The organism is Flavobacterium pokkalii (assembly GCF_014596575.1).
Classification (GTDB): Bacteria; Bacteroidota; Bacteroidia; order Flavobacteriales; family Flavobacteriaceae; genus Flavobacterium; species Flavobacterium pokkalii.
This window is the reverse complement of record NZ_NASZ01000024.1, coordinates 1-14,648: the sequence shown is the minus strand read 5'-3', so window position 1 is coordinate 14,648 and position 14,648 is coordinate 1. Positions and strand designations below refer to the sequence as shown.

General features: G+C 34.7%; 10 protein-coding genes. 5 read left to right on the top strand and 5 right to left on the bottom strand.

Annotated features, from left to right (window positions below; all coding sequences use genetic code 11):
• Positions 1-149 precede the first annotated feature (149 nt).
• The 5 genes from B6A10_RS13655 to dnaK form a co-directional block, all read right to left on the bottom strand.
• Positions 150-2,894 (bottom strand): ligand-binding sensor domain-containing protein, encoded by a 2,745-nt coding sequence (locus B6A10_RS13655; protein ID WP_188221311.1) that lies wholly within the window; start codon positions 2,892-2,894, stop codon positions 150-152.
• A gap of 100 nt (positions 2,895-2,994) precedes the next feature.
• Positions 2,995-4,179, bottom strand: coding sequence for an acetate/propionate family kinase (locus B6A10_RS13650; protein WP_188221310.1), 1,185 nt, complete (start codon positions 4,177-4,179; stop codon positions 2,995-2,997).
• 82 nt (positions 4,180-4,261) lie between these two features.
• Positions 4,262-6,355 carry a phosphate acetyltransferase gene (gene pta, locus B6A10_RS13645; protein ID WP_188221309.1) on the bottom strand — a complete coding sequence of 698 codons (2,094 nt, stop codon included), beginning with the start codon at positions 6,353-6,355 and terminating at the stop codon, positions 4,262-4,264.
• Positions 6,356-6,394: 39 nt separating this feature from the next.
• Positions 6,395-7,465, bottom strand: coding sequence for a magnesium/cobalt transporter CorA (gene corA, locus B6A10_RS13640; protein ID WP_188221308.1), 1,071 nt, complete (start codon positions 7,463-7,465; stop codon positions 6,395-6,397).
• 496 nt (positions 7,466-7,961) lie between these two features.
• Positions 7,962-9,842 carry a molecular chaperone DnaK gene (gene dnaK / locus B6A10_RS13635; RefSeq protein ID WP_188221307.1) on the bottom strand — a complete coding sequence of 627 codons (1,881 nt, stop codon included), beginning with the start codon at positions 9,840-9,842 and terminating at the stop codon, positions 7,962-7,964.
• Between the two features lie 302 nt (positions 9,843-10,144).
• On the opposite strand from dnaK, the gene B6A10_RS13630 reads away from it, so the two are divergent.
• The 5 genes from B6A10_RS13630 (at position 10,145) to B6A10_RS13610 (ending at position 14,482) form a co-directional block, all read left to right on the top strand.
• Positions 10,145-10,981 carry a mechanosensitive ion channel family protein gene (locus B6A10_RS13630; protein WP_188221306.1) on the top strand — a complete coding sequence of 279 codons (837 nt, stop codon included), beginning with the start codon at positions 10,145-10,147 and terminating at the stop codon, positions 10,979-10,981.
• Between the two features lie 46 nt (positions 10,982-11,027).
• Positions 11,028-11,417: a DUF1398 domain-containing protein gene (locus tag B6A10_RS13625; protein WP_188221305.1), complete on the top strand. Its 390-nt coding sequence runs from the start codon at positions 11,028-11,030 to the stop codon at positions 11,415-11,417.
• A 384-nt stretch (positions 11,418-11,801) separates the two neighbouring features.
• A complete protein-coding gene (locus tag B6A10_RS13620) occupies positions 11,802-13,085 on the top strand; it encodes a serine hydrolase domain-containing protein (RefSeq protein WP_188221304.1) in 1,284 nt (427 codons plus the stop codon).
• Positions 13,086-13,170: 85 nt separating this feature from the next.
• On the top strand, positions 13,171-13,674 hold the full coding sequence (locus B6A10_RS13615; protein WP_394354337.1) for an acyl-CoA thioesterase: 504 nt from the start codon (positions 13,171-13,173) through the stop codon (positions 13,672-13,674).
• 43 nt (positions 13,675-13,717) lie between these two features.
• Entirely contained in the window at positions 13,718-14,482 is a 765-nt protein-coding gene (locus B6A10_RS13610; RefSeq protein ID WP_188221303.1) for a patatin-like phospholipase family protein, read from the top strand.
• Positions 14,483-14,648 lie beyond the last annotated feature (166 nt).

Below are 14,648 nucleotides of genomic sequence, written 5' to 3'. Positions count from 1 at the left end.
AAAAAACAAACATAAAACACTAAAAACAAGCAATATAACATCAAACCAAAAATCCTTTAACATATCGTTATGATGTAGTAATGATGTACTGTAATCAGTCAAAAAAAGATTATGAAAAATACAAAATGTATAAAAAAAGTAGTTTATTTTTATATACTTAATAAAAAATTAGACAGATTATCATCCTGAGACAAATTTAATTTTTTGCGTAAACGATACCTGTGCAATTCAACACCTCTAAAGGAAATATTCATTAACGGAGCTATTTCCTTAGAAGAAAGGTTCATTTTTAGATAAACACACAATTTTATATCCTTTGAAGTTAAATGCGGATATTTCTTGGAGAGTTTAGTAATAAATTCATTATGAATTTGATTCAAATTAGTTTCAAAAATTTCCCATTCGTGTTTATAAACCTCATTTATTTTAATTACTTTCTTAATTTCACTTTTCAACTTATTGAAATCTCTTTCTGTTTCTAAAATGCGTTGAATATTTTCAATCATTTCACTTTGTTTGGCAATCGAAAGAGATTTTCCGGCAACCTCTGAAGATTTAGACAAAACTTCTAATTCTAAAATATGTTTTTCATATTCCTGAATATTTAATTCGTTTTCAGCCTTTAATTCCATTTCAAGGATTTTTTTCTGATGCTTCAATTCTTCTTCTCTCAATTTCATTTTTTGGAGATAACGCATCTTATTCCACTTATAATACAAATACAAAACAGCCCCAATCACTAATAGATAAACCACAATCATCCAAAAAGAAAAATACCAGGGTTTTGCAACCTCAAAATCAAACGCAGTAACTTCATCATAATTACTTCCACTATAATTATAAGCTACAAAATTATGAGTACCGCTTTCTAAATTATTCAAAAGAATTTTCCCTTCCTTAACCGGAATAAAACCACCGGATTTATCAAGTTTGTAAAATATATTAGGCTTCTCGACCCCATATTTACCCGAAATTACATTAATACTTAACTCTGAATTATATGGTATCTTCGAATTATTAGCTACATAAACACCTTTGTCAAAAGCTTCAATTTTTAACTGAGGATTTAAATTAGCTTTGCTTTTAAATTTAAAAGAAACAAAACCATCATCCAGATTTAATAAATAATTTCCATTGGATTCAAAAATTTTTAAATTACCGTTGATAATTTTTCCTTTATAATATTTCTCCAGAAAAAGGTTTTTTACAAATTTATTTTCGTTAGCGTAAACCTGATACAGTAAACCATCCTGAAGTATCACAAAATGATCTTCATCGATTTTAACAATATCAGAAACGTTTAAAAAATGCGTATTAAAAAACTCATTTTTAACCAATTTATCAGCAATTGAATTATAAGTGTACCAGCTATTATTAATCAGATAAAGTATTTCGTTTCTAAATTCAAAAATTTTGACGCCAAAGTCATTCGTAATTTTACTCTTCTGTGTGATATTTTCAATTTTAAGAGGTTCATAAGAATCATTATAAACTACCCGATACAAACCTCTATAATTATCTGCTGCCCAAATTTCATTTTTTCTGTTTTGAGCGATATATTTAATAGGCTTTAAAAGCCCAGGAATCATCACTTTATGATCTGAATTTTGCAAATCATCATAAACATAAACACCGCTATAACTCGCCTGTAAATAAGAATTATTAATACTGCTTTTTATTAAATTCCAACCTCCGTTTACACCGTTTAATTTAGAAAAAATGCCATTCTCGTAAACAAAAGTACCTTCGTCATGTCCAATCAAATATTTATTATCAATTTTACTGATATTCCACGATTGTCCCTGAGAATTAGGAATAAAAGAAAAAACATCTCCTTCATATTTAAAAACACCATAATTAGAAGCCATTAAATAACCTTTATCTGTTTTAACTACAGAATATACTGAACCCAAAGTCCCGGAATTATCATGAAAAATAGACACCGGAGAATTGACTTCCACATGAGCAATTCCATTGTCTAAACCTAGCCATAAATCGTTCTCTTTATCTAAGGCTATGCTCAAAATTGAGCTGTTCATCAATACATTATTCCTGTTTATATTTCGATAAGAACCAGTATTTAAATCAAAAATATAAACCCCTCTATTAGCTGTTCCTACTACTAATCGGTTATTTTTAATAAACTTGGCAACATTAATACTGGCTCCTTTTAAAATTTCATTTAGCGGGTATTTCCAGGCTGTTAAACCACCATTTTCGTCAACATAAATCCCTTTTTTCTTCGTGAAAAAATAAATCTTATTTTGATGCTTTTCAATCGAATGAATCACATTATTCTCTAATAACGACCACCTTTGTATTTTAACAAACTGAGAATCCTTAAATTCATAAATTCCTTTATCTACTGCTGCCACCAACAACTGATTATTAATCACAAAACAATAGGAAGCCAAAAAAGGAAATTTAAAACTCTTTATTCTCTTGCCGTCAAATTGAAAAAGCGCATTAAATGACTGGAAATAAATTTTGTTATTAAATTCAAATATCTTCCAGATTTCTTCGTTATCACGGTCACTAAAAATCTGTTTATTATTAGAAATAGAGACGTAATGCATTTTCGCATTTTTCCTTACCCAGTAACCAAATTCTTTATATGAACCCGAATAAATCCTTTTATCTTTCACCATAATGGATCTTATAACAGTTTTATTTGGTAACATATTTTTCTCCCATTTTACCCCATCATATCTCAGCAAATAATGATTATTAGCAAAATACATTGCGTCATCCTCTCCCTGAGCCACATTCCAGGTTTGATTGTCTCCCTCGTAATTTAATTTCGTATAATTTTCTACAAAAGGGAGCAACTCCTGCGCATAAAATGATGAGGATAAACAAAACAGAAATAATAATTTAAGTAGGCTTGTTTTCAAAATACATGGTTTTATACCCAAATATAATTAGATTTATGATAGATAAATACATAAAAAGCCTCTCTTTCGAGAAGCCTTTACTATTAAATCTGAAAAAAAGCTAAGCTAAAATTAATTCAGACACCTGATTAGCAATTTCAAGCTCTTCATTGGTAGGAATTACCAGAATTTTAGTTCTGGAATTATCGGTATTGATTGCTCTGATTTCTTTAGAACGAATTTCATTTTTTGCGTCATCCAATTCGATCCCTAAAAATTCCATATCTGTACAAACTGATTTTCGGATATAAGTCGAATTTTCGCCAATTCCGGCTGTAAACACAATAGCGTCTACACCGTTCATTGCCGCTGCATAAGCACCAATATATTTTTTTATTCGATAAACATTCATATCCAGTGCCAATTGACAATTAGCATCCCCTTTTTGAGCATTCGCCTGAATATCTCTTAAATCACTATAGCCGGTAAGTCCCAGCATTCCGCTTTGTTTTTGCAAAACCGTATTGACTTCGTTCAATTTATAACCTAAGGTATTAACCATATAAAAAATCACCGATTGGTCAATATCACCGCAACGGGTTCCCATAATCAAACCGTTCATAGGACCAAATCCCATACTGTGATCGACACTTTTTCCGTCTTTTATCGCAGTGATACTACAGCCATTTCCTAAATGAACTGTAATTATTTTGCTGTTTTTCTCTAAAAAAGCAATCGCTTTTTCAGAAACATATTTATGAGAAGTTCCGTGAAAACCATACGCTCTGATTTTATTTTCTGTCAGCAAATAATTGGGTATAGCATAACGATAAGCAACTTCGGGCATCGTTTGATGGAAAGCCGTATCAAAAACCGCAATTTGTTTCGCTGCAGGAAAAACTTCTTCCGCCACAATAATTCCTTCTAAATTGGCAGGATTGTGCAGGGGAGCCAATTCAAAAAGTTGCTTTATTTTTTCTTTGACTTCCTCCGTAATCAAAACTGTATCGGAAAAACTGGCTCCACCGTGAACCACACGATGCCCCACAGCTTCAATTTCCTTAGTACTTTTTATTACTCCTATATTTTCATCGAGTAATAATTGTGCTATTTTCTCTAAACCAATTTTGTGATTGGGAATAGGCAAAATTTCCTCCAAAACATCTTTATTGGTTTTATAACTAAAATTTGAAGTTTCCAAACCAATTCTATCAATCATACCACTGCAAATCACTTCTTTAGCCGGCATATCTATCAATTGGTATTTAATCGAAGAACTCCCAGAATTTATGATAACTATTTTCATTTTTAATCGTTTAATTGTTTAACCGCTTAATTGTTTAACCGTTTAATGCAAACCAATTAAACAGTTAAACGATTAAACTTTTTTATAATCCCTGCGCCTGAATTGCTGTAATTACAACGGTATTAATAATATCATCAACCGTGCAACCTCTACTTAAGTCATTTACCGGTTTGTTCAATCCCTGCAACATTGGGCCAATAGCTAATGCTCCGGTTTCCCGCTGAACTGCTTTATAAGTATTATTTCCGGTATTTAAATCTGGGAAAATCAACACACTCGCCTGCCCTGCAACTTCTGAATTTGGCATTTTACTTTTTCCAACACCCATATCTACCGCTGCATCATACTGAATAGGTCCTTCTATTTTTAAATCGGGACGTTTTTGTTTGACAATTTCGGTGGCGGTGCGCACTTTTTCTACTTCATCTCCTTTTCCGGATGAACCTGATGAATACGACAACATCGCCACTTTTGGTTCTATTCCGAAAGCCAAACTGGAATCAGCAGAAGAAATGGCAATTTCAGCTAATTGTTCTGCTGTTGGATTAGGATTGATAGCACAATCACCAAAAATAGAAACACGGTCTTCCAGACACATAAAAAATATGGAAGAAACCACACTCGAATTCGGTTTGGTTTTAATGAATTGCAATGCCGGCAAAATAGTATGCTGGGTGGTGTGAGCAGCTCCCGAAACCATTCCGTCCGCATGGCCTTTGTACACCATCATGGTACCAAAATAAGACACATCTTCCATTAAATCTCTCGCCATTGCCATCGAAACATTCTTGCTTTTTCGAAGTTCATAATAGGTATTTACATAATCATCATAAAATTCCGATTCGATTGGCACAATAATATTTACTTTCGAAAAATCAAATGCAATTCCCAGTTCGGCAACTTTCTGTTCGATTTGTTTTTTATTTCCAATAATCGAAATATCCACCACATCCATTGCCAAAAGTCGCGAAGTGGCAATAATAATCCGATCGTCATTTCCTTCGGGTAACACAATATGTTTGCGATGTTGTTTGGCTCTTTTGACCAAATTATACTGAAACATTTTTGGCGTCATTCCCTCGGCTTCAAAAGCACTTAATTTATTGGCTAATTCATCCAGATTCACATATTTTTCGAAAGTGCTGATGGAAGTTTCAATTTTGTGTTTATTCTCGGCATAAATTTTAGATTGAATGGAACCAATTTGATTGGTAATGCGATAGGTTCCTCCTTCAACCGAAATAACCGGAACCACACTATGCAAACCGTCAATTAATTTTAAAATGGTATCTTCCGGCAAAATATTTCCAGTTAAAACAATCCCCGAAATAGTTGGATAATTAGCCGATTCATTAGCCTGCAAAGCCCCTAAAATAATATCTGCACGGTCTCCCGGTGTGATTACCAAAGCATTTTCTTTCAAATGCAACAAATAATTACGCAGCTGCATAGCACCCACACTATAATTACCCACTTCGTTATTCAGATAATCTTTTCCAAAAAGCACTTTAGCATCCAATTCTTCCACAATTTCTTTAACCGTTGGATTGTTCAAACTGGAAACCACCGGAATAGCGCTCACCAAAACTTCTTTGGGTAAAACACTGCGCAAACCTTCTTCGGCTAATTGTAAATTTTCAGGTTGGATTTTATTGGCAATAAAAGCCAAAACTTCTACTTCTTTATTTTTAAACGAATCATAAGCTAAATATTCGCCGTCGAGGAATTCTTCTAAAGTTTTCCCCACACCCGAACCGACAATAATCGCCGGAATCCCCAGGTTTTTAGCAATCAATACATTCATATCGAGTTCTATGGCTGTACCTTCCCCGCTAAAACTGGTTCCTTCCACCAAAACAAAATCAAAACGTTCCTCTAAATGTTTGAATTTTTCGATAATCAAATCCAAAACATCGCCTATTTTTCCCTTATTTTTCTTTTTAATAAGCTGACTTTTGGTAATGGCATAAGCGTCTTCAAATTTGATATCCAAACCAAAATAAGAAATCACCGTTTCGATATGATTGTCTAATTTTCCATCTTCAAAATCTTCAATAATGGGTCTGAAATAACCCACTTTTGCCGTTTTACCAATCAGCATACTCATTAAACCTAAAGTAATAATAGATTTTCCGCTACTACTTTCGGAAGTTGCGATATAAATAGCTTTGTTCATTATTTTTATATTTTAATTTCTGATTCTTCCTTTATCTTTTTAAAACCATTTTATCTTTTTAAAATAAGCCACCATGGCCAAAACCAACAAAAACATACCTCCTAAAACAATAAAATAACCGTTTTGGAATTTTAATTCCGGCATATTTTCAAAATTCATCCCGTAAATACCTGCAATGAAAGTTAACGGAATAAAAGTGGCCGAAACAATCGTCAGGGTTTTCATAATCTGATTCATTTTGTGTCCCTGAGACGAAAAAAAGAAATTTGAAGCAGTTTCCAGCATCCCCATATCCGATTCAATTTGTTCCAGAAGTTCTAAACTTTTTTGATGTAATCTGGAAAAATATACATAGGAATCGTCTTCGATAACATTACAAATGATGTCTTCCTGCAAACTTTTAATTCCGGTTAAAGAATCCCGCAACGGAACAATAGAACGTTTTAAAAAATTAAAATTATCGCGGTGTTTTTCTATTCGCACCAAAATATCCGGATTGTCACTGGATTTAGCCAGCACCAATAATTCTTCAACTTTGTCTTCTTCGTTTTCAATAGTAATGTAAAAATTCTCGATAACAGCATCCAAAAGCAAATACAATAAATAGTCGGTTTTTTTAGTCCGAATCACACCTACTTTGGTTCGAATGCGTTCCCGGATATGCGTAAAAAAATCACTTCGTTTTTCCTGAAATGAAATTAAAACGCCTTCTTTTAACAAAAAACTGATTTGTTCTACCGTTATATTATCCGAATTCTCTGTTGGCAAAATGGATTTTATGTTAAAAAACAAACTGGTAGTTGTTTCTTCTAATTTTGTTCGCCGCGTTGTATTTAAAATATCTGAAAGCAAAAAATTACCAATATCAAAAAAATTACCAATCCCTTCAACAATACTAATATCATTCAAACCGTGTAAATTCAACCAGTTGTTTTTAGTCAAATCAATGCTGTGCTGAAAATCGGAAAGTACAATATTAGGATTCTCTTCTAAAGAGGACTCGTCATAGACAAACAACTGCATTTCCGATTCTGAACGCTTATGTTTTCCGGTATATTCCAGCTGATTCAATTGTACTTTTCTGGCTTTTTTATATTTTATTTTTCTCATACAAAAATAATTTAACAGTAATATTACGAAAAACTTTTGGCACAGAAGTACAACTTAACAATTAAAAAACAAGAATTAACGAGGTCAAAAGTAGTTTGAAATTCCTGTTTGTTTTATGAGATAAATCATGTTTTGGGAATAAATTCTTATCAGAGAAAAATAAACCCGATAGCTTTTTGAAATAACCGATACACCTTAAAAATTTATTTTTTAAACAAACTAAAAAATCTCAAAGTATGTCATTCCGACGAAGGAGGAATCTCAGTTAGAAGCTCGACAAAGATTAGTGATTTTGATTATGGAATAACTTACGGAGATTCCTCCTTCGTCGGAATGACAATATTGTGTAAAAAAACAACTAAATAGTGTCTTTCACTGCTCTTGCTTACACTTGGGTTATAAAACCTGTCGGGTTTAAAATTAGAACACAAAAAAAACCGATCCTTTTCAGGAACGGTTTTATCTTAATACTTAATACTAATTTCTTAGTACTAAATTATTTCACTTCTTCGTAATCTACGTCTTGAACGTTATCACCTTCAGCTTGTGGCTCAGCAGCAGCTGCCTGACCTTGCTCTCCTTGAGCGTACATAGCTTCAGTAGCTTTTTTCCAAGCAGCGTTTACGTTGTCTAAACCTTTTTGGATAGCTTCTAAATCTTGAGATTGGTGAGCCATTCTCAATTCAGTTAAAGCATATTCAATAGCTGTTTTGTTTTCGTCTGAAATTTTATCTCCTAACTCTTTCAATTGAGATTCAGTTTGGAAGATAGTACTGTCAGCTTCGTTCAATTTTTCAGCTCTTTCTTTAGCTTGTCTGTCAGCATCAGCATTTGCTTCAGCATCTTTTTTCATTTGTTCGATTTCTTCAGCTGTTAAACCAGAAGAAGCTTCGATACGGATATCGTGAGATTTTCCAGTTCCTTTATCAGTAGCAGAAACTTTGATGATACCATTAGCATCAATATCGAAAGATACTTCGATTTGAGGAACTCCTCTTGGTGCTGGTGGAATACCATCTAAGTGGAAACGACCAATTGTTTTGTTATCAGCAGCCATTGCTCTGGCTCCTTGTAATACGTGGATTTCTACAGATGGTTGAGAATCAGCAGCAGTAGAGAATACTTGAGATTTTTTAGTTGGGATAGTAGTGTTAGCTTCGATAAGAACAGTCATTACACCACCCATAGTTTCGATACCTAAAGATAATGGAGTAACGTCAAGTAACAATACATCTTTTACATCTCCAGAAAGTACACCTCCTTGGATAGCAGCACCGATAGCTACAACCTCATCAGGATTAACTCCTTTAGAAGCTTTTTTACCGAAGAATTTCTCTACTTCTTCAACGATTCTTGGGATACGAGTAGAACCTCCTACCAAGATTACTTCGTCGATATCAGAAACTGATAAACCAGCATCTTTTAATGCTTTAGCAACAGGCTCCATAGAACGTTTTACCAAAGAATCAGCTAATTTCTCAAATTGAGAACGAGATAATTTTTTCACTAAGTGTTTTGGTCCTGAAGCCGTAGCTGTAACGTATGGTAAGTTGATTTCAGTCTCAGCAGAAGATGATAATTCAATCTTAGCTTTTTCAGCAGCTTCTTTAATACGTTGCAATGACATTGGATCCAAACGCAAATCAATACCTTCTTCAGCTTTGAATTCGTCAGCCAACCAGTCAATGATTACTTGGTCAAAATCATCACCTCCTAAGTGAGTATCTCCGTTAGTAGATAATACTTCGAAAACTCCGTCACCTAATTCCAAAACAGAGATATCAAAAGTACCTCCACCTAAATCGTAAACAGCAATTTTTTGATCAGTTCCTTTTTTATCCAATCCGTAAGCTAATGCAGCAGCAGTAGGCTCGTTGATGATACGCATAACTTTTAATCCAGCGATTTCACCAGCCTCTTTAGTAGCCTGACGTTGCGCATCGTTAAAGTAAGCAGGAACAGTAATAACTGCTTCAGTAACTGTTTGACCTAAATAGTCTTCAGCAGTTTTTTTCATTTTTTGAAGTGTCATAGCAGACAATTCCTGAGCAGTATATAAACGACCATCAATATCCACACGTGGTGTATTGTTGTCTCCTTTTACTACTTTGTAAGGAACTCTTTTTGCCTCAGCTTCAGTTTCAGCAAAAGTATGTCCCATAAAACGTTTGATAGAAGCAATAGTCTTAGTTGGATTAGTTACTGCTTGTCTTTTTGCAGGATCACCCACTTTAATTTCTCCACCTTCAACAAAAGCGATGATAGATGGTGTAGTTCTTTTTCCTTCTGCATTAGGAATAACAACTGCCTCACTACCTTCCATTACAGAAACACAAGAGTTGGTCGTACCTAAATCAATTCCGATTATTTTACCCATTTTTATTTATATTTAAATTTTAATATACTAGTTTATAACTCATGCTGCATAAGTCAATCTTTATGCCAATATAAAAGCCCGCTGTAAATTGGCATAAATAATTATAATTGACATAAAACTACTGACAAGATGACATTTTTAATACGCTGACAGAAATGCAAAACCCAATTTCGGACTGTCATATTATTAATGTAGCCCTCTCTCAATAGCAATCAGAACTAAAAATTAAAATTCACTAAACAAAAAATCAACTGAAAATTCCATCACATTTTCTTATTTTTAAAATCTAAAAAAAATCGCCCATGCTCAACTTTAAAACTGATTTAAAATTACTCATCACTATAATCCTGATTTTAGTATGTACATTCGTCTTGGGCGCCATTGTTGACAAAATCCTGAAACGATTTATGTACAAAGGATTAGAACACAAAGATTTTGATGTTACGGGTTTCAAATTCTTAAAACACCTTATCATTACTGTCATTTATATTTTAGGAATTTCCTTCGCCCTGATTCAAATTCCCGAATTCAAAATCATCGGACATTCCTTATTGGCTGGTGCCGGAGTTATTTCATTAATAGCCGGTTTGGCATCCCAACAAGCCCTGAGCAATATTATGAGTGGTATTTTTTTGGTTATTTTCAAACCCTTTCGCATCAACGACCGTATTACCATAAATGATTATACCGGAATTGTAGAAGACATCAATTTAAGACAGGTGGTTTTAAGAGACGTTGAAAACAATCGGATTATTATTCCAAATTCGGTCATCAGTAACGGAATTATTCAAAACACCAATATGCAGGACACCAAATGCTGCAAAGGCATAGAAATAGGAATTGGCTACGAAGACGACATCGAAAAAGCACTTGCCATCATGCAGGATGAAGTAGCCAAACATCCGCTGTTTATTGACACCCGAACTCCTGAAAATATTTTGAACAACACACCTCTTGTTGTTGCCAGAGTCATCGCACTGGCCGATTCCAGTGTAAATCTGAAAGCCTGGGCCTGGACCAAAAATCACAGCGACGGTTTTATTTTGTACTGCGATTTATTGCAAAGTATCAAAAAACGCTTTGATCAGGAAGGGATTTCAATACCTTTTCCACAAAGAGAAATTTCTATTAAAAAATAAACAATACCTCTTTTTACATTAAATTTGAAAACCTAAAAAAACAAACATGTTTACCATAGAACAAATAAAAGCGGCACATGCCAAAGTAAAATCGGGAGCTGATTTTCCCAATTATATTCAGGATTTAATCCAATTAGGCGTAAATGGCTACAACACCATTGTTACTGACGGTAGTGTAGCTTATATTGGAGCTGACAATTTTAGCGTAAGCACCGAAAAAAAATACGATGCCATTGCAGTAACACCATCAGCTAACAAAGAACGTTTTATCGAATTTCTGGTCATGCATCAGGACGGACAAACTGACTATCCTACTTTTTGTCAGCATGCCGCCATTTGTGGTATTGCCAAATGGCGTGTGGATATTATCGAAATGACCTGTACCTATTACGATAGTAACAACAATCCTATTTTGATTGAAAAAATTCCGGAGTAATAACATTTTATTGTTAAAAATCGGAATACAGATAAAGTGGATCTAACAAATTTCCACAGATTAAAATTAAACCGCTAATGTTCGAGTGTCCTTAGCTTCCGCAGTCGAGTGTCAAATGTTTGAAGAATGCGTAAAAAGAAAAGCTGCCTGAGCGTAGCGAGTTTCTTTTCTTTTTACGCATTCGAAAACTAATTTGACCGACGAGGAAGCGTAAGACTTGAAATCGAAGATTCATGAATACCAAAAAAACAATAATAACCTATGAATATTTTTTTGTTTCTTTTTTGATCAAGCAAAAAAGAAAATTAATAAAACCGAATATTCTGTTTTTAATAAAACCAACCAAACAGATTTAGCACAAATTAAATCTAAAAAGAACCAACCATGAAAAACCTTTTTATTTTACTTTTTACGATTTCCAGTTTTAGCAATAACGCTCAAACTAAATCCATTAAAAATTCCCCAAAACTCATTGAAGCTACTCCTGCCAGCGCTGGCATGTCAGACGAAAGACTGGCGCGTATCGACAATATGCTTAACAAAGCAGTTGCTGATTCGGAAATTCCGGGAGCAGTTGCTCTGGTAGCCCGTCATGGCAAAATTGTGTATCTGAAAGCCTTTGGAATGGCTGACAATTTGGCTTCCAAAAAACTGAATACCGATGCTATTTTCAGAATTGCCTCCCAAACCAAAGCCATTACTACAACCGCTGTGATGATGCTTTGGGAAGAAGGCAAATTCAAACTCGACGACCCCATTTCGAAATACATTCCCGAATTCAAAAATCCGCAGGTTTTAGATTCGGTTTATCCTGACGGAAAATATACTACGAAAGCCGCCAAAAGAGAAATCACCATTCGCGACCTTATCACCCACACTTCCGGAATTGGCTATGGCCAAATTGACAGTGATCCCCGTTTTAAAAAAATATACAAAGATGCCGGCGTAACCGATTTATTTACCACCGACAGAATTACTATTGCCGAAAGTGTCAAAAAACTGGCAAAGCTGCCTTTACACCACAATCCCGGCGAAAAATTCACTTATAGTGAAGGTTTGGATGTCATTGGTTATTTTATTGAATTGATGTCAGGAATGCCAATGGATGAATATTACCGAACTCACATTTTTGAACCTTTAGGCATGAATGACACCTTTTTTTATTTGCCTCAATCCAAAGCGAACCGATTAGTTACGATTCAAACCAAAGAAAACGATAAATGGATTCCGTTTCCGAATACTTTTTATGATGTTAATTATCCTGTCAAAGGAGCCAAAAGCTTTTTCTCCGGTGGTGCCGGACTTTCGAGTACTGCCAAAGATTATGCAACTTTCCTGCAAATGTTCCTAAATAAAGGCGAATTAAACGGCGTTCGCTTATTGAGCAGAACAACCATTCAGTTTATGTTGAGCAATCAAATAGGTGAAATTTGGGGCAAAACCGATGCCGGACATGGTTTAGGTTTCAGAATTCTTAACCAAATGGGCGAAGATTTGGGCGGACAAGGCAGCGCGGGAACTTTCAACTGGGGCGGTTATTTCAATACCCAATATTTTGCCGACCCAAAAGAGGATTTGATAGGAATTATTCTGAAACAAACACAAAAAACATCTGATAATACCGGCTGGAAATTCCAACTTCTGGCGGAACAGGCTATCGATGATTAATTCATTTCATAACAAACAAGAAAAGCGGTTTCTATTTTTTTAGAAATCGCTTTTTGGTTTTTAAAATTGCCTGATAAAATAAAAAATGCCATTCAAAATAGATTGTAATTCGTTAAATTTACAAGAACAAAATTTTATTTTAATCTTCAATATGACTTCTTTCAGTAAACACCTTACTTTTCGCTGGGCTGATTTAGACCCCAATTTTCACGTTCGTCACAGTGTGTATTACGATTGTGCCGCCCAACACCGCATGGAAATATTAGACAGTCTGGGACTGAATTTAAAAGTGTTCCAAAAAATGCATTTTGGCCCGGTACTTTTTAGAGAAGAATGTGTTTTTAGAAAAGAAATCACTCAGGGAAATTCCGTTTATATCCATACTACCGTTGCTAAAATGCGCACCGATGCTTCACGCTGGTCGATTGCGCATGAATTTCGCACCGAAGACAATTTACTTTGTGCTACACTTACAGTCGATGGCGCCTGGATGGATACCAAATTACGCAAACTCATCGATCCTGTTCCGGAAATTGCCGTTAATGCGTTATTGAGTATTCCTAAAAGTGAAGATTTCATTGAATCTTAAGCAATAACCATAATTCATAACTCACAACTCATAACCTTAACAAATGAAAACTAAAGTTGGGATTGTATTTTCCGGTGGTGGCGCAAGAGGAATTGCCCACTTAGGATTATTAAAAGCCTTAGAAGAATTTGGTATCAAAGCCTCTATTGTTTCCGGAACCAGTGCAGGTGCCATTGCTGGCGCTTTTTATGCAGCCGGTTATACGGCAACTGAGATTTTGAATATTCTGAAAAAAGGTCAAATTTTTAGTTTTTCTAATTTGCTAATGAAAAGACAAGGACTTTTTGCCATGAAAGGCTTTCATGACATTTACCTGGACTGTTTTCCGCATAATTCCTTCGAAGATTTAGACATTCCTTTGTATATTACCGCAACTGATATTTTAAAAGGCGAATTGGTTTATTTTACTTCAGGAAATCTTTCTCAGGCTATTATGGCTTCTTCCTGTATGCCGTTATTATTTCAACCCGTACATTTCAATGACACTTTATATGTAGATGGCGGTGTGATGAACAATTTCCCTATCGAACCACTTTTAGGTCAATGCGATATAATCATTGGCAGTTATGTGAATTCCATCAAAAAAGAAGTCGAAAAAGTAAGTATGAACAATATTCTGGATCGCTGTTTTCATTTGGCCATGAAAAGTTCGGTTGAACAAAAAACACACAGCTGTCATTTGTATTTCGAACCGCCAAACATGACCCAATTCAGTCTTTACAACCTTAAAAATGCCGATGAAATCTTCCGCTACAGCTATCATTATGCGCTGACTTTAGAACGCCAAATCAAAGCACTGGATATTTAGTTTTAGTTGTCGGTTGTGAGTTGTGAGTTGTTGATTTGAAACTTAGAGTCAGTTAAGTATTCTATTCCTGTTCTCTGTTCTCTGTTCTCTGTTCTCTGTTCTCTGTTCTCTGTTCTCTGTTCTCTGTTCTCTGTTCTCTGTTCTCTGTTCTCTGTTCTCTGTTCTC